Consider the following 22,209-nt stretch of genomic DNA (forward strand, 5'->3'; position numbering starts at 1 on the left):
ACTACTTGCAGCTTGAACTCCGCGTTGAATGTTCGTCGTAGCTTCTTGGTCATCTTCCTCTTCCAGGTGGTTGCCACCTATCGAGGTGTCCGGGGAAATTAGACCAGCACACTTCCATCGGGCGGCGATTTCGCGAGCACACCCATGGCGAGGCTTCCACCTTGGCCGGGCTTGTTGTCGACGATGTAGTTGCCACCGGTCACGGCCGGGAGCTTGGTTGCAAGCAACCGCGCCACGATATCCGTGGCCTGCCCGGGAGGAAATCCGACCAGGATCTTCACGACCTGCGATCCAGGCTGGGCGTACGCCGCTCCGGCGAAGCTGACGCCCGCAGCGGCCAGGACGATGCTGCGCCTGCTGATTCCAGCATTCTTCATGACTGTCTCCAAGTTCAGGGGGGTAAGGGATGGGTGCCGGTCAGCGCGCGAACATGACGCCTGCCAGCGTCGCGAAGGACCCGATGCCTGCGGCAATGGCGAGCCACCAGCCGGGCACCAGCACGACCCCGGCGGGGACGTTTGCAGTCGGCTGGACCAGGGGAACTGCTGGCGCTGCCGGGGCCGTCGGGGTTCTGGCGTCGTCGAGGCCGGGCGGCTTCGGAGCGGCACGACCTGCCGGCGCCGCGGAGCCCTCACCTCCAACCTCTCCCAACGGAAGAGGGAGTGAAGACCGAATGGCGGCGGAAGCGTCCTTGGCAGCCTCGGGCACGCCGGCCAACTGCGCCTTGAATGCCTTGAAGAAGTCGTCGGCCATCTTGCGCGCCACGCTGTCGATGAGCCGCGAACCGACCTGTGCGAGCTTGCCGCCCACCTGCGCCTCGGCGGTGTAAGTGAGCTCGGTCTGGCCATCGGACTCGGTCAGCTTGACGGAGGAATTGCCTTTGCCGAAGCCGATCGCGCCACCCTGCCCCTCGAACAGCATGGTGCAGGACTCGGGCGCATGGATATCGGACATCTTGAGCAGCCCGTTGAAGCGCGCGCGCAGCGGGCCGATGGCCGCGGCCACGATCACCTTGAATTCTTCGGCGGAGGTCCGCTCGACGGATTCGCAGCCTGGCAGGCTCTTCTTCAGGATGGCAGGATCGTTCAGCGCTTCCCAGACGCGTTGGCGTGGGGCTGCGATGGTTTGTGTGCCGGTGATTTCCATGGCGACCTCAGTGCGCGTTCTTCTTCATAGCGGCCGCCGTATTCACCATGGAATGCAGGCTGCGCGCATAGTCGATGGCGGCCTGCTCATCCATGCGAGGCGCCACGCGCAGGTACTCCTTGAGGCCCAGGATCGCCGGGCGCGGGCGGGACAACAGCACGTCGACGAATCGATCCACTTCGGCGTCCAGCCTTGCCTCCGGAATCACCTGGCTCACCAGTCCGTAGGCCAAGGCTCGCTGCGCATCCACGAAGTCGGTGGAGTACGCCATCCAGAGAATGGCATTGCGGTTCATGCGGTCGTACACCGCCGACATCACCATCGTCGGCATCACGTTGTGGCCGATCTCCGGAATGTTGAAGGTGGCGGTGTCGCTGGCAAAGCTGACGTCGCACAAGGAAGCGATCGCCGTGCCGAAGCCCATGCAACGTCCCTTGATCACGCCGATGATCGGCACCTTCGCGCCACGCATGGCCTGGTAGCTGCCGAAGATGCCGTCGTATTCGTCGCGGCGCGTGTATGCCTCGGTGGCCGCGGGCGTAGGACCGGCATCTCGGATCCGGCCCGTGCAGAAGTCCGGGCCGGCGCTGCGCAGCAGGACGGCATCGGACGTTTGGTGGGCGGTTGCCAACAGTTGCGACAGTGCCGAAGCCATGCTGTCCGAAACGCCGTTGTCTTCGGTGCGGTTGAGGGTCACGGACAACAGGCGGCCCTGCTGTTCGATGATGAGTTGGGGGTGCATGAAAGTCTCCGTGGGTCAGTGGGTGATGGGTTGTGGGTGGACCTGCTCGAAGTGGCGAAGCAGCGCCGCGTTGAACGCTGCGGGTTGATCGATGTTGGGCAGGTGACCCGCATGGGGAATCGTCTCGAGCGCTGAGCCCGTGATGCGCTTTTGCAGGCTGCGCATGGCCTCGGGCAGCACGCCATCGTTCGAGCCGACGATCAGCGTGGTAGGCGTTGCAATGCGCGCAACCTCAGCGAGATAGTCCAGGCCCTGGATCGCCCGGGCGCAACCGACGAACCCCTCGACCGAAGTGGCTGCAGCGATAACCTGAAGACGCTCGGAGATCTTGGGGTTCGCTGTCACGAACGCCTTTCCGAACCAGCGCTCGATCGTCGGCCCGGCGAGCGGTGCGCAGGTCCCTTGCTGAAGGGCCAGCGCGATGCGCTCGTCCCATGGCGCGGCGACTGCGGGCGGTGCATCGGCCCGCGCATCGCAAAGCACGAGGCTCAGGAGCCGCTCGGCATGATGGATGCCCAGCCCGAAGCCGCTCATTCCTCCGAGCGAGAGTCCCACGTAGTGCGCTCTCGCGATGCCCAGTGCGTCCAGCACCGCGATGGTGTCGGCAGCCAGACCGTCCATGCTGACCGCTTCGGCCGTCGGCGCCGGGGAATCGCCGTGGCCCGTGGTGTCGATGCGCACCACATGCCATCCGTGCGCGGCAAGGAGTGTGGCCTGTTCGTCCCACATCGCGCCGGACGAAAGGATGGAGTGGGTCATGACGATGGCCGGGTCTCCTGGATTGCCTTGCACTCGCACGGACAGTTCGCCGTGGTGGCCGCGCACACGGCGCTGCTGGATGTCTGTCTTGTTGTTCATTCGGATTCCTTCACCCCGGCTGCTCGCAGGGCGCGCCAGACGGCTTGCGGCGTCATGGGCAGTTCGTTGATGTTTGCGCCGACTGGAGCGAGCGCGTCGTTGATGGCGCTGGCGATCGCAGCCGGGCCGCCGAGGTAGCCGGCCTCGCCGGAGCCCTTCTGTCCGAATACCGTCAACGGCGATGGGGTGCAGTGGTCGACGATGGTGATGGAGGGCACCTCTTCCGCACTGGGCAGGAGGTAGTCCATGAAGGTGCCCGAGAGGAGCTGTCCTTCTTCGGAGAAGGCGAACTTCTCGAGCAGTGCAGCGCCCAGGCCATGGGCGACGCCGCCGTAGGTCATGCCGTGGACCACGTCCGGGCTGATCATCACGCCGCAATCGTGACCGACGGCGTAGCGATGCAGGTGCGTCTTGCCGGTCTGCGGGTCGATGCTGGCGAGAACGACGTGCGACTCGAAGGAGTGGCATGGGTACATCTGCACGCGCCCGTCTTCCGTCGGCATCTTCCCGCCGGTGGGCACTTCCCAGCAGAACTTTTCCTGTAGGCCGGGCTCCATGCCCGGGGGCATGCAGTGGTACTTGCGGTGGGCGATGTCGATCAACGCGTCCCAGCGCATCCGGCGACCAGGATCGGCCTGAGCGAAGACGTCGCCGTCCTCGTAGGTCAATGCGTCCTCAGGCGCGCCGAGGTTGTGGGCGGCGATGGTGAGGAGCTTGGCCTTGAGGATCTTCGCGGCACCGGCGGCGGCGCCGCCGAGCATGATCGCCATGCGGCTGCCGACGGGGCTGTTCGAAGGCAGCGCGTTGAGCGAATCCGCGTGCAGCACGCGGATGCTGTCGGGCTCTCGCTGCAGCACTTCGCCGACCACGGTGGACACCAGCGTCTCATGCGCCTGCCCCGCGGTGGACGTGCCCATCAAAGCCGTCACCGCACCATTGAGGTCGATGCGAATGAGGCACGAATCCATCCAGGTCGTTGTCTCGTTCTTCGGATTGAAGAGAGGCTCGAAGGCGGAGTTGCCGCCGGAAGGCTCCAGGCAAGTCGACACGCCGATGCCTGCCAGCAAACCTTGGGTGCGCAGCGCCTCACGTTGTTGCAGCAAGTCGTCGTATCCAGCCGCTGCGAGCGCCTTGTCCATCACGGCCTCGAAGTCGCCCGAGTCGTAGTAAGTGCCGCTTGGAATCAGGTAGGGGAACGAATCCTTGTGAATCAGGTTCTTGCGCCGAAGCTCGACCCGGTCCATGCCGAGGTAGCGGGCGACCCTGTCGATGCCCGTTTCGATCGCGTAGTTGGTCGGTGCCTGGCCGAAGCCGCGCACCGCTTCCTGCGGCGTCTTGTGGGTCATCACCGAGTAGGCGTCGTACTCGACGCTGGCGATCTTGTACGGTCCTACGATGGCGCCCACGGGCTTGCCCAGCTGCAAGGGGGAACGACCAGAGTACGCGCCGATGTCATCGATGGCGCGCATGCGCATCGACTGGATTGCGCCGTCGCCATTGAAGGCGAGCGTGACCTCGAAGATTCGATCCGGCCCCTGCATGTCGCCGCCGCGCATGTTCTCCAGCCTGTCTTCCAGGAAGCGCACCGGCCGGCCCAGCTTGCGGGCGAGGAAGCCCACCAGGATGGTGTGCTTGAGGCCCCGCTTCAATCCGTAGCTGCCGCCCACGTCCACGTCGAAATGCACGCGCACGCCGTTGCCGGGCAGGCGCAGGCACTTGGCCAGCAGGTCGGGATACTTGGGCATCTGGATCGAGGCCCAGACGTCCAGGATCTGCGTGGCATCGTTCCAACTGCAGGTGGCGACGAAAGTCTCGATCGGCACGGTGGAACTGCGCGCCCATCGCGCCCGGTAGCTCAGCTGGTGCTCGGCTTCGGCGAAGTGCTCGTCGACCTCGCCCCAGGTGAACTTGCGGTGCCAGATGATGTTGCCGCCGTGCGCCGGGTGCACCTGTGGAGCACCCGGCTCCATCGCCTTTTCGGGATCCACGACATGGGGCGTTGGCTCGTACTCGATGTTGACCAGTTCCGCGGCATCCTCGGCCAGGGCGCGGGACTCGGCCACGACCGCTACCACCCACTCGCCGGCATAGCGCACCACGCCGCATGCCAGTGGATAGCGCGCTACCTTGGGAGCGTCGACACCGGGCAGCATGGGATCGATGGCGTCGTTGAGTTCCTCGCCGGTCAGTGCCTCGTGCACGCCCGGCATGGCCAGGGCGGCGGACGTGTCGATGGACAGGATCCGGGCGCTCGCATAGGGGCTGGCAACGATTGCCACATGCAGCAGTCCTGCCGGAACCACGTCGGCCGCGTAGTGGCCCTTGCCCGTCACAAAGCGACGGTGCTCCACCGCCCGACGATGACGACCGATGTACTTGAATGCCTGGTAGGCGGGGTGCTTGGGATCAGCCATGAGAGACCACCTCGCGCTTGCCCTGGGCTTCCTTGACCTCATACCCCGGCGAAGTCGCCAACTTCACCGCATCGACGATCTGCTGATAGCCGGTGCACCGGCAGAGGTTGCCGCCAATCGCGTCGCGGATCTGGGCTTCGGTGGGTTGCGGCGTGCGCTCCACCAGTGCATGGCAGGCGACCAGCATGCCCGGCGTGCAGTAGCCGCATTGCAGCGCGTGCGTTTCGCAGAAGGCGTCCTGGATCTTCGACAGGCATCCGCGCTGTGGCGCCAAACCTTCGACCGTGGTGACCGACATGCCGTCGGCCTGGACCGCAAACATGCAGCAGGAGCGCACCGGCTCGCCGTCGAGCAAGACGGAACAAGCGCCGCAGATTCCGTGTTCGCAGCCCACGTGGGTTCCGGTGAGGCCCAGATGGTCGCGCACGAAGTCGACGAGTGTGGTGCGGGCTTCGATCGCCCACGGCTGTATGACGCCGTTGACCTTGATTTCGACCGTGACCAGGGAGGAAGACATGGCGATTTCTTTCTTGTCTCAGTGTTGAAGTGCGGATGAATGGCTGTGGGCTCGCGCGGCCTTGAGCAGGACGCGGGTGAGCATCACGACGCCCAGATGCCGTCGGTAGTCGGCGTTGGCATGCAGGTCGGATCCCGGCTCGGTCTGCTGCAGAGCGGCGTGCGCAATTTCCCTGGCCACGGCCGCATCGATTCGATGGCCGACGAGTTGCTCGGCCAACTCCGGAAATGCCCGCGGCGTGCCATCCACCCCGCCGGCGCCGAAGGCCGCACGGCGGCAGACGCCGTCTGCATCCAGCTGGAGTTGGCAGGCAGCAGAGGCCATCGCGAAGTCGCCATGACGCATCGCGGTTTCATCGAAGGCCGTGGTCACGGTGCCTTGCCACACCGGCCACTCGATCTCGACGAGGCATTCGGTTTCGCCGGTCGCGGTGAACATGGGGCCGAGAAAGAAGTCCTGTGCGGAGACCTGTCGCTCGCCATCCGCCTGGCTTTGCAGTCGCAGCGTCGCGTCAAGCACCGTTGCAGCCAGCGGCAGTTCGGCCGAGGGGTCTGCGTGAACCAGGCTGCCGCCGACCGTTCCGCGGTTGCGCGTCTGGATGTGTCCCACCCAACGCAGGGCGTCGCGAACCAATGGCAGCGCCGTGTGGAGGTTCGTTCCGTGCTCCACGGTTCGTTGCCGTGTGGTGGCGCCCATGCGCACCGTGTCCGCCTCGATGCTCACCTGCCGCAACTCTGCAAGGCGGTAGATGTCCAGCAGCACCGTGGGCCGCGCAAGACGCATCGCCATCATGGGAACAAGGCTCTGCCCACCGGCGATCGCCTTGGCGTCCATGCCGTGCTGGTTGAGGCAGTCCAGCGCGTGCTCAAGCGATTCCGCGCGGACATAGTCGAAGGGTGCTGCTTTCATGTTTTCACGCGGGTGGTTCTTGGTTGGGGTCGGGAGGCCAGGTCGGCGGTCGATGGCGGCGCGAGGAAATCTCACATTCCCGTGCTGCTGCGTTCTTGCTGGCCTCTTCGTTTTTCTCGTTTCGGTAGGAGAATTCTGTTTTTCCCCCCACATTCGAGCAATCGATCAAAACTGGCACGGCGTGAGAAAATCTCACAGCGCTTCGCACTTCGATGCCATAACGCCCGCGCATGAAATGACGAGAAAGCTTCCGCCGCTCAACGCACTCAAGGCCTTCGAGGCCGCCGCCCGCCATGTCAGCTTCACCAAGGCCGCGGGGGAGTTGCATGTCACGCACGGTGCAGTCAGCAGGCAGGTCTCGTTGCTGGAGGATTGGCTGGGGGTCGCACTCTTCCAGCGCGGTGGGTCGCAGATCGGTTTGACCGACAGCGGCCGTGCCTACGCGCAGGAACTCACCTCGCTTCTGGATCGGCTGTCGGTCGCGACTGCGCAGGCGACGCAAACCACCTCGGCCATCAACGTGAGTGCCCCGCCGACTTTCACGATGCGGTGGTTGATCCCCCGGCTATCAACCTATCAACGCAAGCGACCGGGTGTTGAAGTGCGGCTGACCACCTCGATCGCACCGGTCCACTTCCAGGAGAACAGGTACGACATCGCGATTCGAGGCGCGCTGGAGCCGATGACAGGTTGCGACTCCGTTCCGTTCATGACGGAGACGATCGTTCCGATCTGTCATGCGGACTTCGTGGAGTCGGGAGGCTTGAGAAGTCCTGCGGACCTGTCGCGGCATACGCTGATCCGTTACGCGACCGAACCCTACCCATGGTCAACGTGGTTCGAGGCGGCCGGGATGCAGAAGATTGCTGGGGGCGCGACACTTCACTTCGAGCAGATGTACTTCGCCCTGCAGGCCGCAGCCGAGGGCCTCGGCGTGGTGCTGGTGCCGCTCTTCCTGGTCGCAGACGACATCGTTGCCGGAAAGCTGTGCGCGCCCTTCGGCTTGCATGGCGCAATGCATCGGCACTACTACGCCAATACATCGCCGGCCTCGTCTCACAACGCCGTGATTGCTGAATTCCGTGCGTGGCTCGTCGAGGAAGGGCGCAGTACAGAACGTGCCATCACGACTTGGGCGCAAGAGACGTTGACGCACGTGCGCCCACCTGCCAAGACAAAGGCAGGGAGGCGAAAACCGTAGCGGTTCGGGCAGCGCGCTCGCTGAAAGAGTTGGCGGAGTTGCCGCCGCACGGGAGGAATCAACGGGGCGGATTGCGGTGTTGATCAGGTAAGCGCTGGGCTTCATCATTCCGAGCAGGTGGACGTCCTCCACGTGTGTCCATGAGACACGCCGTCACTCCGGCCGGATATTCCCGTCCCGAACCACCTTGCCCATCCGTTGGGTTTGCTGCTGGATGAAGCTGATGACTTCCGCGTTGCCGCCGGAGAACGATTCGCCGCCGACGCTCGCGATCTTTTCCTTCACTTCCGGCGCATCGAGGGCGCTCTTCAATGCTGCGCTCAACTTGGACACGATCTCGGGTGGGACGCCAGCCGGCAGGAACATGCCGTTCCATTCGTAGGCTTCCGCATTGGCGACGCCGGCCTCGGCGAGCGTCGGCACGTCGGGCAGCGAGGGCGATCGGCGGGACGCCATGACTGCCAGCGGGCGCAGCTTGGCCGCCTTCATGTTGGACAGCGACGAGCCGATGTTGGCAACGTAGACCGGCACGTGGCCGCCCATCACGTCAGCCATCGCCGGACTGCCGCCCTTGTAAGGTACGTGAACCATCTTGACCTTGGCCTGCTGCAGGAACTGCTCCGTTGCAAGGTGCTGGGTCGACCCCGTTCCCGGTGACGCATAGGAGATCGAGTTGGGCGCCGCCTTGGCCATCTCCACCAGTTCGCTGACCGATTTGGCTCCGTAGTTCGGCGTCACCACCAACACCAGCGGGAACACGCCGAGGATGCCGATCGGCGTGAAGGCCTTGGCCGTGTCGTACGGGAGCTTTGGAAACAGCGTCGGATTGATGGCGTAGCCACCGCCGTCGACCATCAGCGTGTAGCCGTCCGGCTTGCTGCGTGCCACCACGGCAGCACCGACCTGGCCTGCACCTCCGGCGCGATTCTCGATGACGACCGGCTGGCCCAGGGTCGCTGACATCTTCGGCGCGACCAAGCGCGCCAGCATGTCGGCAGCGCCGCCTGCGGGATAGGTGACGATGAGCGTGATGGGTTTGCTGGGCCACGCGTCCTGGGCGAAACCGGTCAGGGGCAGAGTGCACAGTGCGGCAACTGCCAGCGAAGAAAGCTTGATGTGAAGGGACATGGGATGACCTCGGGTTGGGGCCGCTTTGCGCGAGTGCTTCTGCGGCATTGAAGAAGAATGGGCAGCGCCACTGTCGTGGCGATTCAAGGAACGCGCCCAGGGGGCGCGAGTTGCGGGCATCAACACCATCACCTCACTCATGCCGGCGCATCGTGAACTTCGGCGGTGGCAGATGCGATCGCCAGATCCAGTCCGGTTTCTCGCAGGCGCTGGGCCGCGGCGTCGGACAGGCCGTCGTCGGTGACGACCAGTTCGAACTCGTCCAGTGCAGCAACGCGGTAGGTGCCATACGTACCGTACTTCGCGCTCGTCGTGACCAGCACGCGCTGCGAAGCGATGGCGATTGCCGCACGCTTGACTTCCACCTTCGGTGCCGACGGCGTGGTGACACCCCGCTCGAGGTCCCAGGTGCTGGTCGACAGAAACGCGATGTCGGCCACCAGCTGTTTCAGCGTAGCCGCGGCCAGCGGCCCGACACTCGATCCGTTCGAATGATCCAGGATGCCGCCGGTGTGCACCACCGTGACCTTGGGCGAATCGGCCAACGTCAGCACGATGCGAAAGTCGTTGGTGATCACCGTCATGTCGGACAAGCCCACGATGTGGGGAATGAGACAGGCTGTCGTCGTTCCGGCATCGAGGTAGATCGTCATCCCAGGCTTGAGCAACCGGGCAGCATGCGCCGCGATCGCGCGCTTCTGGGGTTGCTCGGTGATGGACTTGGCCTGGTGGCTGGGCTCGCTGACCAGATGGCTGGCGATGCGAACGCCACCGGGGATCGCATAGACGCGACCGCTTTCCTCCAGCGTGGCCACATCGCGTCGAACGGTCATGTGCGAGCAGCCCAGCAGCTCCGTGAGCTGATGCACGCTGAGTACCCGGTGCTTGCGCAAATGCCGCACGATCAGCTCGCGGCGTTGATCGGGAATCAGGTTCGCACCGCGCCCCGACTTGTCCTCCGCGGCAGGAACGCTATCGAGGCCGTCGACGGCCTCATCCAGCATGCCAATCTTCGTGCTTGAGGGTGCCATCGCTTACCTCAGACCGGCCAGCCAGGCTTCGCGCAGCGCCGCATCGTCGCCGGTGATGTCGTCGAGCAGGATCAATTCGCCGGCCCGCACCTCGCGCGAAGTTTGCGCATGCGCGGCCAGGTACAAGGGAGCCACACCAGCGGGCGCATCCTGGCGGGCCAACAGGACCGGCTTCACCCCTGTCACATCATGATGGTGACCGCCCATGCGCAGGACGGTGCCGGCCGGGATCGCGTCGATCGCGCGCCCGGCGAGGATGGCATGTTGCGCCGGCCGATTGCTCCCGGAGGCCCGGCCATGCAGCACGGCGTTGAGCAGGCTGATGGGCGTTTCCACACCCATGAAGTGGTACGGCAGGTACATGCAGGCGTAGCGGCCATTGCGGCTCACGACATGGCCTTTCTGCGCCAGCATTTGCCACGTCGGACCGTCCCCCGTACGAACGACGACGAACACGCCGCCGGCGAAGCTGGCCTCATCGGGCAGGCGCAGCAGGTTGAAAACATCGATGACGCCTGCACGTTGAACCAGGCCGCCGTCATCGCGCAAGGCATAGATGTCGGCCAGTTCGGCAATGCGGGCGACCGGGTAGTGCATGGCTTCCACGTCGGCCACGAGGCCGGTGTTCGAGGCCACCACCGCCATCTCGCAGTAGTCGGCGGTGGCGTTGGTCTTCAGACCGTTCAGTGCGTTGCGACGGGCCGCGAGAGTCGCCGGGATGTCGTCGCCAAGCGTCAGCAAGTCAGCCATCGCCGGTGCCTCGATGGTCTCGTCAAGCTGGCGCAGCACGCCGGTCCTCGGGTCGAAATTCAGGTCGTACTCGCCAGACTTGCCGGCAGCGATGATCTCCAGACCCAGGGTGCGCGCCCAACTCACCAAACCGATGAGGTTGGCCGGCTGGTCTCCATCGGCAGTCGTGTAGACGACGCCCTTGGCGTCAGCCATGCGGGCCATCGTCACGCCAGCGACCGTGTCGACTTCCTTGCTCACCATGGCGACGTGGCGGCCCGCATCGATCGCCTCGCACGCGATGCGGTAACCCACCTTGGGGTTGCCGGTGGCCTCGACCAGGATGTCGTGCGGGATGTCGCGAAGCAGTCCGGCGTCGCTCACCAGCAGCGTTGCACCGGGCGGCGCGGAGGTGACCTCCGCGGCATTGCGGCACTCGTGCAGGTCGGTGGCGGGATATCCCAATTCTTCACACAGCGCTCGCAAGCCCGGCAGGTCGAGGTCGCACAGTGCAACGGGGACAAGGCGAGGCATCAGCCTGGTCTGCGCAAGCAAGGTTCGGGCAAAGCCGCCCTTGGCGCCTGTCAGGGTGTAGCGCACCGTTCGCTGAGGCTGATCGGCGAACAGAAGTTCGAAATTCATGGATGGGTCCTTTGGTGAATTTGTGACTGAGTGGTGGCAGACGGAGCGCCGGGTGTGAGTCGCGAGCAGTGTCTGGATTATTCACAAAACTTCCCAACAATGCACAGTGTTTGTCCTTACTTGAGCGTTTTTGTGAATTGATTTACCATTATTTCACACGCAAGCCCATCCGTCACAACACAATTTCACACAGCCAACCATGAAAACACACCGCCCACTGCTCGGCTGCATCGCCGACGACTTCACAGGTGCCACTGATCTGGCCAACATCCTCGTGCGCGGCGGGATGCGCACGGTACAGACGATCGGCGTACCTTCGGAAGCGTTGTCGACTTGGCTTGACGCGGACGCCATCGTGATCGCGCTGAAGTCGCGCACTGCGCCTGCCGAAGAGGCCGTTCGAGAAAGCCTGAGCGCCTTGCGGTGGTTGCAGGAGCGCGGTTGCCAACAGTTTTTCTTCAAGTACTGCTCGACCTTCGACTCGACCGCTAGCGGCAACATCGGGCCTGTGGCGGAGGCGCTTCAGGAAGCGCTGCAGACTGACTTCGCCATCGCCTGCCCGGCGTTCCCTGCAGCGGGTCGCACCGTGTACCAAGGCCACCTCTTCGTGCACGACCGCTTGCTGAATCGCTCCGGCATGGAGAGCCATCCGCTCACGCCGATGCGTGAGCCCAACCTGGTGAACGTGTTGCAGGCCCAGAGCCGCACCAAGGTCGGGCTGATCGCACAGCCCGACGTGGCCCAGGGCGCTGCCACCGTAGTTGAACGCATTGCAACGCTGCGCCAGCAAGGTGTCCGACTCGCCATTGCCGACGCCATTTCCGACAAGGACCTTGTCACGCTTGGCGAAGCCTGCGCCGACGCGCCGCTCGTGACCGGGGGCTCGGGCGTGGCCCAAGGCTTGCCGGCCAACTTCCGGCGCGCAGGGCAGTTGCGCGACCTCGACGCAGCGCTCTTGCCAAGAATCGCCGGACCGGCTGTCGTGCTTTCCGGCAGCGCGTCGACTGCCACCAACAAGCAGGTTGCCGCCTGGCTGCGCACCGGCGGTCGTGCCCTGCGCATCGACCCGCTTGCACTCGCGCGCGGAGAGCCCGTGGTCGCCGCGGCCCTCGACTTCACACGGTCGGCAGAGCCAACGCTTGTCTACGCCACCAGCAGCGCCGACGAGGTCCGCCAGGTGCAATCGGAACTGGGCGTGGCGCACGCCGGTGCCCTGATCGAGGACGCCCTTGGCCAGATCGCCGCCGCGATGCGAATCCGCGGCACGCGTCGCTTCGTGGTCGCCGGTGGCGAGACCTCCGGCGCTGTGGTGCAGGCGTTGGGCGTCAACGCGCTGCGCATTGGCCGGCAGATCGACCCGGGTGTTCCGGAGACGCAATCGCTGGGCGATGCAGAACCGCTGGCCATCGTTCTCAAATCCGGGAACTTTGGTAGCGAAGACTTTTTCGACAAGGCATTGCGCCATCTCGAAGGGTCGACTGCATGAGCTGTGGTTCAAGCGAGTCGCTGCTCCGGGAAGAAGTCTGCGAGGTTGGCGCCAGTCTGCATGCCCGGGGCTACACCACCGGTACCGCAGGCAACATCAGCGTTCGGCTCGAAGACGGTTGGCTGATCACGCCGACCGATGCCTGTCTCGGTCGGCTCGATCCCGCGCGTCTTGCCAAGGTCTCGCCCAATGGGGAATGGGTCTCGGGCGACAAGCCCTCCAAGACGCTCGCGCTGCACCGCGGCATCTACGGGAAGAACGCCGAGGCCCGCTGTGTTCTCCACACGCATTCGACGCACCTCGTTGCCTTGACGCTCGCAGGTGTCTGGTCCCCCGATGCGGTGCTGCCGCCGATCACGCCGTACCAGGTCATGAAGATCGGGCGCGTTCCTCTTGTTGCGTACGCCCGACCGGGCGCGACCGCAGTGGCCGAGCAGGTGGCCGCGCTGGCGGCCCAGGTACGCGGCGTGCTGCTGGAACGTCTCGGGCCTGTGGTCTGGGAGTCCACGATTTCCCGCGCCAGCCACGCGCTGGAAGAACTGGAGGAATCCGCACGGCTCTGGTTGATGCTGGAGCGGCGCCCTGCCCCCTTGACGGTGGCTCAGCTCAGCGAACTGGACGCGGTGTTTGGCGCGCGCTGGTAGTTGATCCAAGGCCCTAGCCCAGTTTCGCGCCATCTCCAAGCAAGCGTTCACGCAGCGCCGGCATTGGCACGGAGCGAACCTTTCCGTCGTGCTTCGCCGCGAGCGCGGCGGCCACGCCGGCCGCTTGCCCCACAGCCATCGAGATGGTCATGACCCGGATCGCCGCGTGCGCACTGTGCGTGGCCGAGACACCGCGCCCCACGACCAAAGCGTTGTCGAAGCCGATCGGGATCAGGCTGCGGTACGGGATCTGGTAGGCATGGTCGTCGCCGAGACCCTGGTAGAGCAGTTCTCCGCCCGCGGCTGGGTGGATGTCGATGGGGTAGGCGCCTGCGGCGATCGCATCGGGAAACTGTTCCGGCAACAGCAGTTCATCGCTCGTCAGGACGTGATCGCCGACGATGCGCCGCGTCTCGCGAACACCGACCTGGGTACCGAACGCACGCAACTGGCCGCCTTCGCAGCCCGGGACGCATTGCCGCAGGTATTGGGCGGCTTTCCAGGCCTGGCGCCGGCCTTCGATCTCCGCTGCGCCCAGCGCCATCGCGTCCGTGGCGTCGATGCCGAGGCGACTGATGTTGAACCAGCCGTCGTTGCTGAACGGATCGCGGCTGGAATGCAAGGCCGCCCGAGCGAGTTGACCGTCGTCGTAGCCGCGCCGCGCCAGCACCGCAATCTCGTCCTTCGACAATGCGTCGAAGCGCTCGAAGTCGATCGGTCCGAAGCGAAACATCATCGTGGCGGGCTGCAACGCCTCTCCTTCATCGAGTCCGAGGAAGGTGGCGCCTGCGCGCTTCAGCGCATCGATGTCGCCCGAAGCATCGATCAACACCCGCGCTCGAAGCTCGACCACACCGCTCTTGGTCAGGACGTGCAATGCGTCGATCTGCCGACCGGTCACCGCGACGTCGAGTACTGAAGCGTGCAACAGAGGACGCACCCCGGCCTCCTGGAGCATGTCGTCAAGCACCAGCTTGAGCACCTCGGGCGCGTACTCGATACGGTCCATCTTGTGGCCGGTCGACATCACGAAAACGTCATGCTCGCCAGCGCCGCCATAGCGCAGCAGCCGCTCGATGACCTCGTCGGCCAGGCCTGCCACCACCCTTCGCCCGTTGGCGGTCTGCCAACTGTTGAACTGCGCGACGGCACCGGCCGTGGCATTGCCACCGAGGAAACCGTAGCGTTCGACCAGCACCACCGCAGCACCGGCGCGCGCGGCTGCGACCGCCGCCATGGCGCCCGCCACGCCACCGCCGCAAACGACGACTTCCGTCTCGATCGTCGACGCGATCGAGTAACCAAATTGCTTGTTGTTCATCATCAGTCCGCCTTGATGCCACGTGTCTTGATCACCTGCTGCCACCGTGCCGCTTCTGACTTCAAGGTTTGGGCGGTTTCGTCGCGTGACCGTGCAAAGGGCTGCAGGCTCAGGGCAGCGAAGCGCGTCTTCACGGTGTCGGTCGCGAGCGCTTGTGCCAGCAAAGTTTCAAGCCGCGCCAGCCCGTCCTTCGGGATCGTGCCCTTGGGCGCTACGAGTGCTGCCCAGCCTTGCACCTCGAGGCTCGGCTGGCCCAGCGAGCGCAGCGTCGGCACGTTCGGAAGCTCGGCCACCGGCGTCGGCGATGACACGGCAAGCGCACGCAGCCGGCCCGACTTGATGTGCGTGATAACGCTCGGCAGGTTCAGGAATCCGCATGACACCAGCCCCCCGATCAGATCCGGCAGCAGCGCGCTCTCGCCCTTGTAGGGCACGCTGGTGACCGAGGTCTTGGTCTCCACCGCGAAGAGTTCGGCCGTGAGATGAGCCAGCGTCCCGTTGCCGCTATTGCCCGCGGTCATTGTGCCGGGCTTCGCCTTCGCTTCGGCGACCAGTTCGGCATAGCTCGTGATCTTCGACGAGGCCGGCACCACCAGCACAAGCGGCTGGGCCGAAACCATGCCCACCGCGTCGAAGTCGCGGGCCACGTCATAGGTGATCGCGGGATTGAGGACCGGGTTGATCACCATGCTGTTGCTGCCCATCAGCAGCGTGTGGCCGTCCTTGCTCTGCGCTGCAGCCATCACGCCGATGGCGCTGCCGGCGCCCGGCTTGTTTTCCACGATGACGCTCTGGCCCAGCTTGGGTGCCAGCACTTCGGCCAGGACACGCGCCGAACTGTCCGCACCACCGCCCGGTGCGAACGGCACGATGATGCGCACGGTCTTGCTCGGCCACGTGTCCGCCGCCCAGACATGTCCGACTTGCGTCGATGCGAGGGCGAGTGCCAAGCCCGAAAGGACCATGCGCCGGCTGATGCCCGAAGGTGTCTTGTTCAATTGCCTGTCTCCGTTGATTGATCGATGGAGGGATCTTAGGAAGCGCTGTCGAACATGGCCAATACCAAGAATTGCACTTCCCATAACATCGCGTTATGTGGAGACAACCATGAACCTGAGACAGATCGAGGTATTTCGCGCGGTGATGCTGGCGGGCTCCGTGACCGATGCGGCGCGACTGCTTCACGTATCCCAGCCCGGCATCAGCCGGATGCTGGCGCACATCGAACTGCAGGTCGGACTGGCGCTGTTCGAGCGAAAGAAGGGCCGGCTGCTGCCGACACCCGAAGCACAGGCGCTGTACGCAGAAGTGTCCGAGGTATACGGCGGCATACGTCGCGTGACCGAGCTTGCCGAGGAACTCAAGTCCGGAGCCCGGCTGTCGCTGCGTGTGCTCACCAGTCCGAGCACAGGCCTCGTCGCCGTGCCGCGCGCCGTGGCACTGCTGGCGAACGAATTTCCGGCCGCCAGGATCTACATCGAGACACTGCCCACGCGTGAGATGCTGGTACGCCTGACAAATCGCGAAGCCGACCTTGCGATTTCAACCATCCCGACCGACAACGCGCTGCTCGCGTCGAGGACGGTGGGAAAGTGGCGCCTGGTCTGTGTGTTTCCCAAGGGCCATGCGCTGTCGTCGAAACGCATGCTGCATCCGCGCGACGTGCTCAACGAGCGTCTCATCTCGTTCAGCCGGGACACGCCGCAAGGCCGGATCATTGACGAATGGTGCATCGCCAGCAAGGTGAAGACGACGTCCTCGATCGAAGTGCGCTCGGGCCAGATGGCCTGCGCCCTGGCCGGCAGCGGCGCTGGCATCGCCATCGTCGACGATTTGACGGCGCGCGCCTTCCGCAGCGACGAATTGGATTTCCGGCCGATCGCCGGCAGTCCGTCGCTGGGCATCTACGCGCTCACGCACGAAGGGTTCGCGCCTTCGGTCCTCTGCAAGCGGATGATCGAATTGGCGACTGCGTCGTTGAAACTGGTCGTCAGCGATTGAAGAAGATATGTCACTTCATGTTCAGGGTTGTGAGCTACCTGCCCTCAGGTCGTGGTCACCTTCGCGCTGCGCCAGTCGAGCTGCACCGAGCGGACGGACGCCGGCTGCGACTCGAAGTAAACCTTGCCCCCGCCGACAGCATCGATCAGTTGCCCCGCCGCGGCTGCGTTGTCGCCGCTCTGGAGCCCCTGCACGACCGGCGCAAATGCCGCCGCCGCGTCGTCTCCGAGCACCTTGAGAACGAGCGGGTCGGTGACGTGAGTCGCCTCACCCGGCTCGTACACGAAGGCGCTCTTCAGCAGTGCGGGCTCCTTCAGTGCGACGGCCAGCACAATGGGTCCACCGTATGACCAGCCGACCAGGTGCACCGCCCAGCATCCAGACCCCGGATGAAATTGACGAGGTCGTCGACATGGGTCTGTGTGCCAAATGGCGGCCAGCTTGGCGTCCATGGCTCGGTGCCGAAGTAGCGCTGGGTGTACGAAATCGCCCGAAAGCCTTCGGCTGCAAGTGCAGTGCATTGCCGATCCCAGGTGCGATAGTCGGCGAGCGCGCCGTGCACCAACAGCACCGGCGCGCCGCGGCCTTCATCGACATAAGGCAGTCGGGCGCCGTTCACCTCCATGTACTGCACCCGCGCCGTCGCGGGTGGTGCCGTGCCGCAACCGGCGAGGGCCGCCAAGCTGGCGACGGCAAGGAGGGTGCTTCGCGCCCGATGCGACGCGCGAAGCGCGCGCGGCCTTTGAGCGGGCATTGGCGACGGACCCGAACTATGGGCCTGCATGGTGGGCGCTCGGCTGGCTCAATGCAGTCGACGTGAACCTCGGCTTGACCAACGAATGGGGCCGCGTCGAGCGCATGCCGGAAGCGATCGCGCAGATCAACCGAGGCATCGAACTGGATCCCAACGCATCGGGCGCATGGCAGGCGCTGATGGTGGCGTACGTGGGGATGCCCGGCACCAATGAGAAGGTGTTGGCGGCGGCGCAACGCGCGGTCGAGCTTGGGCCAGGGGATGCCGAAGCCTGGCTGTTCCATTCGATTGCGCTGCTGAGCGCGCGCACGCCGGCAGAGGCGCTGCACTCGGTCGAACGTGCGATGACGATGAATCCGATTCCGCCGGTGTACTTCACCGCGATCCATGCGCAGGTGTTGTGGCCGAACAAGCGATACGAGGCAGCTCGGCGCGAAGCCGAGGAGTGCCTTCGCAAGGCGCCCCTGTTCCGGCCGTGCCGCGTCGTTCTGATCGTCGTGGAGGGTGAATTGGGCGGTGTCGACGCGGCGCGCGCCCAACTCGCGGCGCTCGGCGTTCAGGCGAAGGGCTTCAGCGCGTCACAAGCATGCGCACCGCAGTACCAAGGGTCGGCCTCGGTGTACGAGCGCTGTGTCAAATGGATGCAAGCGGCGGGATTGCCGCTGTAGTTGGCCGACTGCGAATACGCAACGGCTGCACGGGCACGCGATTCTTCAGGGCGGATTGACCACATACGGCGGCGTCCGCCCCGCAGCCACATCCAGCACGGCCCGGAAGGCGCTCTCCGCCAGCCGTCGCATGCACTCGTCCGTGAAGCAGATGCCGTGCGGCGTAACGATGACGTTGTCGAACTGCAGCAGCGGGTTCGATACGGGCGTCGGCTCTTCCTCGAACACGTCGAGGCCGGCGCCTGCCAACCGGCCGCTCGAAATCGCATCATGCAGCGCACGCTCGTCGACGATCGGTCCGCGCGCAGTGTTGATCAAGTAGGCACTCGGCTTCATCAGCCCGAGCAGACGGGCGCTGACGAGCCCGCGGGTCGCTTCGCTCAGTGGGCAGTTCACGCAAAGGAAATCGGATTCGCGAAACAGCGTGTCCATGTCGACAAGGCGCACACCCAACTCGGCAGCCAGGGCGGGATCGGCGAACGGGTCGTGCGCGATGCCGTTCATCTCCAGCGGCCGCGCCAGGCGGAACAACTCCGCGCCGATGTTGCCCAGGCCGATCGAGCCCAAGGTGCGCCCGGTCAAGCCGGTGCCGATGTGATCGAGCTTTTCGCTCCAGCGGCCGGTGCGGGTGAGCCGGTCCTTGATGAGCACCTTCTGCGCAAGCATCAGGACGAAGGTCAGCGCCGAGGTGGCGACCGGGCGGCGCACGCCGTCGGGCGCGATCGTCAGCATGACGCCGGCGGCAGTGCACGCGGGCACATCGATCGTGTCATAGCCGACGCCGAAGCGCGCGATGAGTTTCAGTCGACGATCAGGGCCTGCCAGGCTCGCGGCCGTCACGCGGGTCAGCATCGCGCAGATCGCGTCGTAGCGCGCCGCTTGGGCAGGTGTGACGACACCGCCCTCCTCCTTTGCCATGTATTCCCAGGCGATGCCGTCCGCATCGAGCAACCCGAGCACCTCGCGGCCGAAGATCGGCTCGCCGTTGGAACCGAGGACATCAGGGGTGATACCGACCCGGAATTCGCTCATTGAATCGTTCTCCTGCGTAGACGACCACGGGTCACATCGCGGCGGTAAAACCACCGTCCACCGGCATCACCAGCCCGGTGACGTACGACGCCTCGTCCGACGCCAGGAACACTGCTGCCGGGCCGATCTCCTGCAGGCTGCCCCAGCGTCCGGCCGGGGTTCGCTTGCAGACCCAGTCGTTGAACTTTTCGTCCGCCAGCAGCGGCGTGTTCATCTCGGTGGCGAAGAAGCCCGGCGCGATGCAGTTGACGGTGATCTGGTCCGGCGCCAATTCGACGGCCAGTTGCCGGGTCAGCGCATGCACGGCCCCCTTGCTGGCAACGTAGGCCGAGATCGTCGGGCGCGCATTGAGGGCGGTGATCGAGCCGGTCATGATGATGCGGCCGGTGCGCCGCGGCGCCATTGCCTTGGCCGCGGCCTTGCAGAGCACCCACACCGACGTGAGGTTGGTCCCCATCACGCGCTCGAAGTCCTCGCGCTCGAAGGTGCCGATGGGCGAGCGATGGTTGATGCCGGCGTTCGCGATCAGGATGTCGAGTTGCCCGTGGCGCGCGACGATGCTGGCCACGCAGGCTTCGGCCGCGGCCGAGTCGTTGACGTCGAACGCAGCCGCTTCGCCGGAGAACCCTTGCGATTGCAGCTCCGCCGTCCGTGTTGCGAGCGCAGCGCCGTCGCGAGCGTTCAGCACCACGTGGGCACCGGCGCTCGCGAGCGATTGCGCCATCGCCCAACCGAGCCCGCGTGAAGCGCCGGTGACGAGCGCGATCTTCCTGGTCAGATCGAACATCAAGAGTGCTCCTTGAAAAGGTAGGTCATCGCCGACGTGCCGCCGTCGCCCGGGCAAATGGCTTGCTTGACCTCAACGGCTGTCACCACCCATCCGCTCGACGAGGCCCGCGTAGGCCTGCTGCAGCAACCCGCTGTCGGTCCCAGCGGCCAGCATCGTGAAGCCCAAGTCGCGCGCCCGGTCGATCCAGGCGGGGTCGGTCGCCATGAACCCCGCCGCCTTGCCGTGCCGCCGTGCGACCTCTGCGACCTTGCGCATCGCGGCATCGAAGCGCGGGTCCTGGAACTGCCCCGGGATGCCCATGAAATTCGAGAGGTCGAAGTGGCCGACCCAGAGCACGTCGATGCCGTCGACCGCCGCGATCGCCTCGACGTCGTTGAGCCCGCGCTCCGTCTCGATCTGCGCGATGACCATCGTGCGCTCGGTGGCCTGCGCGATCTTCTGCCCGACGTCGCCGCCGAGGTAGTCGCACTGCGCGAAACCGAACGCCGCGCCGCGCCGGCCGACCGGTGGATAGCGGCACGCCTCGACGATGGAGCGCGCCTGGTCGGCCGACTCGACCATCGGGATCATCACGCCGCGCGCGCCCAGGTCGAGCGCCCGAGCGAGCCAGGTGTACTCACCCCGCGGCACGCGCACCATCGGCTCGATCGGCAGGCCACGGCATGTCGCGAAGAGCCACTTCAGCGTCTCGTAACCCAGCCCCGTGTGCTCCATGTCGTAGAGCACGAACTTGCAGCCTGCGTTGGCCAGGATGCTCGACATGCCCGGGGAGAAGAACTCGAAGACCATCGCGCCGGCGACAGTCTTGCCGGCCAGGATGTCCTTCTTGATCGCGTTCGGTGTCATCGGTTGTTCTTTGGTTGCGCCGCGACGGAGAGGCAGCGAGCTTGCGGGCCTCGGTCGTTTCAAGACACAGGAGAAACACTCGGTTGACACTTTCGCGCTTAAACGAAAAGATGTACACGACCCGGTGTGCTTTCCCGCAAAGAACTGCGCAAAGTGAAATCGATGCGTTTCGCGTCAGGGCAAGGCGCAAACCACAGCGATACCAGCAGGTATCGCGAGGATTTGCAACGCCGCCATGGCGCGAAAGGCGCGATTTCATGCGCAGTTGTTTGTGGGAGAGCACACCCCGTTCATCGGCTCGCAGAAGCTGAAGCGGAGGCCACCCCAGGAGACAACCATGTACTTGCAGGTTTCGACTCGTGCGCTTCGGCGCGGGCTGATGGTTCTGGCACTGGCGCTGCCGGCCCTCGCATTCGGGCAGGCGCCGATCACGCTGCACGGCGCGGTGCAGTTCAACGACGACCACGCCTTCAACAAGTCCTTGCTCAAGTTCGAGGAGCTGGTCAAGAAGTACTACGGCAAGCCGGTCAACTTCGTCCTCCATCGCAACAGCGAGCTGGGCCTGGAGAAGGACTACTTCGCCTACATGAACCAGGGCATCTCGGTCGACTACGGCATCGTGTCGCCGGCCCACATGTCGACCTTCGCGAAGGCCGCGCCGCTGCTCGACATGCCCTTCCTGTTCCGCGACCTCGACCACTGGAACAAGGTGCTCGACTCCGACGCCTTCCAGCCGATCGTCGACGAGGTGAACAAGAAGGCCGACGTGCTGATCATCGGCTACGCCGGCGGCGGCACGCGCAACATCTTCTCGAAGAATCCGGTGCGCAACATGGCCGAGCTGAACGGCCTGACTATGCGCGTGATGGGCGCGCCGATCCAGACCAAGATGTTCGAGGCGGTGACGGCCAAGCCGAGCGTGATCGCCTACAACGAGATCTACAACGCCATCCAGTCGGGCGTGATCCAGGGTGCCGAGAACGAGGCCGCGGGCATCGAGCAGATGAAGTTCTACGAGGTGGCGCCTGCCCTCTCGCTGACCCAGCATGCGATCACGGTGCGGCCCATCGCCTTCTCCGGCAAGACACTCAAGAAGCTGCCGCCGGACTTGCAGGCCGCCGTGATCAAGGCCGGCAAGGAAGCCGGCAAGTTCGGCCGCGACCTCGAATCCGGCGAGGACGCCGGCAAGATCGCCGCGCTGGAGAAGGCCGGCCGGCTCAAGACCTACCCCTTCACCGAACGCCCGAAGATGCTGCAGCTGGCCGCGCCGGTGAAGCAGGCCTACGCCAAGGAAGTCGATGCGGTGGCCATCCTCAACCGCGTCGACGCCATCAAGTAGTCCACCCGAAA

Annotated in this window: 23 protein-coding genes; 6 read left to right on the forward strand and 17 right to left on the reverse strand. The window is 65.1% G+C overall.

Annotation, left to right across the window (positions count from 1 at the left end; translation table 11 throughout):
- Positions 1 to 98 precede the first annotated feature (98 nt).
- From WKW82_RS36960 to WKW82_RS36990, 7 genes are read right to left on the reverse strand one after another with little or no spacing between them, the layout of a single operon-like run.
- A complete protein-coding gene (locus WKW82_RS36960) occupies positions 99 to 377 on the reverse strand; it encodes a tripartite tricarboxylate transporter substrate-binding protein (protein WP_340348184.1) in 279 nt (92 codons plus the stop codon).
- Between the two features lie 40 nt (positions 378 to 417).
- A complete protein-coding gene (locus WKW82_RS36965; RefSeq protein ID WP_340348185.1) occupies positions 418 to 1,146 on the reverse strand; it encodes an SRPBCC family protein in 729 nt (242 codons plus the stop codon).
- A 7-nt stretch (positions 1,147 to 1,153) separates the two neighbouring features.
- Positions 1,154 to 1,888 (reverse strand): enoyl-CoA hydratase/isomerase family protein, encoded by a 735-nt coding sequence (locus WKW82_RS36970; protein WP_340348187.1) that lies wholly within the window; start codon positions 1,886 to 1,888, stop codon positions 1,154 to 1,156.
- A gap of 15 nt (positions 1,889 to 1,903) precedes the next feature.
- A complete protein-coding gene (locus tag WKW82_RS36975; RefSeq protein WP_340348189.1) occupies positions 1,904 to 2,746 on the reverse strand; it encodes an alpha/beta fold hydrolase in 843 nt (280 codons plus the stop codon).
- Positions 2,743 to 5,160 (reverse strand): xanthine dehydrogenase family protein molybdopterin-binding subunit, encoded by a 2,418-nt coding sequence (locus WKW82_RS36980; protein WP_340348190.1) that lies wholly within the window; start codon positions 5,158 to 5,160, stop codon positions 2,743 to 2,745. The genes WKW82_RS36975 and WKW82_RS36980 overlap by 4 nt, the downstream gene beginning before the upstream one ends.
- Positions 5,153 to 5,677: a (2Fe-2S)-binding protein gene (locus WKW82_RS36985; protein ID WP_340348192.1), complete on the reverse strand. Its 525-nt coding sequence runs from the start codon at positions 5,675 to 5,677 to the stop codon at positions 5,153 to 5,155. Before WKW82_RS36985 ends, WKW82_RS36980 begins: the two co-directional genes overlap by 8 nt.
- Positions 5,678 to 5,695: 18 nt before the next feature.
- Positions 5,696 to 6,586: an FAD binding domain-containing protein gene (locus WKW82_RS36990; RefSeq protein WP_340348194.1), complete on the reverse strand. Its 891-nt coding sequence runs from the start codon at positions 6,584 to 6,586 to the stop codon at positions 5,696 to 5,698.
- Between the two features lie 52 nt (positions 6,587 to 6,638).
- Between WKW82_RS36990 and gcvA the strand changes: the two genes are divergently transcribed.
- Complete coding sequence (gcvA, locus tag WKW82_RS36995; protein ID WP_340348196.1) at positions 6,639 to 7,787, forward strand: transcriptional regulator GcvA; 1,149 nt, start codon at positions 6,639 to 6,641, stop codon at positions 7,785 to 7,787.
- A 153-nt stretch (positions 7,788 to 7,940) separates the two neighbouring features.
- Here gcvA and WKW82_RS37000 read toward each other — a convergent pair whose 3' ends face one another.
- From WKW82_RS37000 to WKW82_RS37010, 3 genes are all read right to left on the reverse strand, one after another.
- On the reverse strand, positions 7,941 to 8,915 hold the full coding sequence (locus tag WKW82_RS37000) for a Bug family tripartite tricarboxylate transporter substrate binding protein (RefSeq protein ID WP_340348197.1): 975 nt from the start codon (positions 8,913 to 8,915) through the stop codon (positions 7,941 to 7,943).
- 137 nt (positions 8,916 to 9,052) lie between these two features.
- Entirely contained in the window at positions 9,053 to 9,919 is an 867-nt protein-coding gene (locus WKW82_RS37005; RefSeq protein ID WP_340348199.1) for a DeoR/GlpR family DNA-binding transcription regulator, read from the reverse strand.
- Between the two features lie 30 nt (positions 9,920 to 9,949).
- Positions 9,950 to 11,317: a homoserine dehydrogenase gene (locus WKW82_RS37010; protein ID WP_340348200.1), complete on the reverse strand. Its 1,368-nt coding sequence runs from the start codon at positions 11,315 to 11,317 to the stop codon at positions 9,950 to 9,952.
- Between the two features lie 199 nt (positions 11,318 to 11,516).
- On the opposite strand from WKW82_RS37010, the gene otnK reads away from it, so the two are divergent.
- Both otnK and otnC read left to right on the forward strand, forming a co-directional pair.
- Entirely contained in the window at positions 11,517 to 12,803 is a 1,287-nt protein-coding gene (otnK, locus tag WKW82_RS37015; RefSeq protein WP_340348202.1) for a 3-oxo-tetronate kinase, read from the forward strand.
- Positions 12,800 to 13,447: a 3-oxo-tetronate 4-phosphate decarboxylase gene (otnC, locus tag WKW82_RS37020; protein WP_340348203.1), complete on the forward strand. Its 648-nt coding sequence runs from the start codon at positions 12,800 to 12,802 to the stop codon at positions 13,445 to 13,447. The genes otnK and otnC overlap by 4 nt, the downstream gene beginning before the upstream one ends.
- Before the next feature lie 13 nt (positions 13,448 to 13,460).
- Here otnC and WKW82_RS37025 read toward each other — a convergent pair whose 3' ends face one another.
- Positions 13,461 to 14,768: an FAD-dependent oxidoreductase gene (locus WKW82_RS37025; protein WP_340348204.1), complete on the reverse strand. Its 1,308-nt coding sequence runs from the start codon at positions 14,766 to 14,768 to the stop codon at positions 13,461 to 13,463.
- A gap of 2 nt (positions 14,769 to 14,770) precedes the next feature.
- On the reverse strand, positions 14,771 to 15,766 hold the full coding sequence (locus WKW82_RS37030; RefSeq protein WP_340348205.1) for a Bug family tripartite tricarboxylate transporter substrate binding protein: 996 nt from the start codon (positions 15,764 to 15,766) through the stop codon (positions 14,771 to 14,773).
- A 109-nt stretch (positions 15,767 to 15,875) separates the two neighbouring features.
- Between WKW82_RS37030 and WKW82_RS37035 the strand changes: the two genes are divergently transcribed.
- A complete protein-coding gene (locus WKW82_RS37035) occupies positions 15,876 to 16,769 on the forward strand; it encodes a LysR family transcriptional regulator (RefSeq protein ID WP_340348206.1) in 894 nt (297 codons plus the stop codon).
- A gap of 44 nt (positions 16,770 to 16,813) precedes the next feature.
- Here WKW82_RS37035 and WKW82_RS37040 read toward each other — a convergent pair whose 3' ends face one another.
- Together WKW82_RS37040 and WKW82_RS37045 are read right to left on the reverse strand one after the other, a co-directional pair.
- On the reverse strand, positions 16,814 to 17,101 hold the full coding sequence (locus tag WKW82_RS37040; RefSeq protein WP_340348207.1) for a hypothetical protein: 288 nt from the start codon (positions 17,099 to 17,101) through the stop codon (positions 16,814 to 16,816).
- Positions 17,083 to 17,451, reverse strand: a complete 369-nt coding sequence (locus tag WKW82_RS37045) for an alpha/beta fold hydrolase (RefSeq protein ID WP_340348209.1) — start codon at positions 17,449 to 17,451, stop codon at positions 17,083 to 17,085. The genes WKW82_RS37040 and WKW82_RS37045 overlap by 19 nt, the downstream gene beginning before the upstream one ends.
- A gap of 71 nt (positions 17,452 to 17,522) precedes the next feature.
- Here WKW82_RS37045 and WKW82_RS37050 point away from each other — a divergent pair, with 71 nt between their 5' ends.
- Positions 17,523 to 18,191, forward strand: coding sequence for a tetratricopeptide repeat protein (locus tag WKW82_RS37050; protein ID WP_340348210.1), 669 nt, complete (start codon positions 17,523 to 17,525; stop codon positions 18,189 to 18,191).
- Positions 18,192 to 18,236: 45 nt separating this feature from the next.
- On the opposite strand, the gene WKW82_RS37055 is transcribed toward WKW82_RS37050, so the two are convergent.
- The 3 genes from WKW82_RS37055 to WKW82_RS37065 form a co-directional block, all read right to left on the reverse strand.
- Complete coding sequence (locus WKW82_RS37055) at positions 18,237 to 19,223, reverse strand: 2-hydroxyacid dehydrogenase (RefSeq protein ID WP_340348211.1); 987 nt, start codon at positions 19,221 to 19,223, stop codon at positions 18,237 to 18,239.
- A 31-nt stretch (positions 19,224 to 19,254) separates the two neighbouring features.
- Positions 19,255 to 20,010: an SDR family NAD(P)-dependent oxidoreductase gene (locus tag WKW82_RS37060; protein ID WP_340348213.1), complete on the reverse strand. Its 756-nt coding sequence runs from the start codon at positions 20,008 to 20,010 to the stop codon at positions 19,255 to 19,257.
- A gap of 72 nt (positions 20,011 to 20,082) precedes the next feature.
- Positions 20,083 to 20,859 carry an HpcH/HpaI aldolase family protein gene (locus WKW82_RS37065; protein ID WP_340348214.1) on the reverse strand — a complete coding sequence of 259 codons (777 nt, stop codon included), beginning with the start codon at positions 20,857 to 20,859 and terminating at the stop codon, positions 20,083 to 20,085.
- A gap of 337 nt (positions 20,860 to 21,196) precedes the next feature.
- Between WKW82_RS37065 and WKW82_RS37070 the strand changes: the two genes are divergently transcribed.
- On the forward strand, positions 21,197 to 22,198 hold the full coding sequence (locus WKW82_RS37070) for a TRAP transporter substrate-binding protein (protein WP_340348216.1): 1,002 nt from the start codon (positions 21,197 to 21,199) through the stop codon (positions 22,196 to 22,198).
- The last annotated feature ends 11 nt before the right edge of the window (positions 22,199 to 22,209 follow it).

This window comes from Variovorax rhizosphaerae (assembly GCF_037889975.1).
In the GTDB taxonomy this organism is placed as follows: Bacteria; Pseudomonadota; Gammaproteobacteria; order Burkholderiales; family Burkholderiaceae_C; genus Variovorax; species Variovorax rhizosphaerae.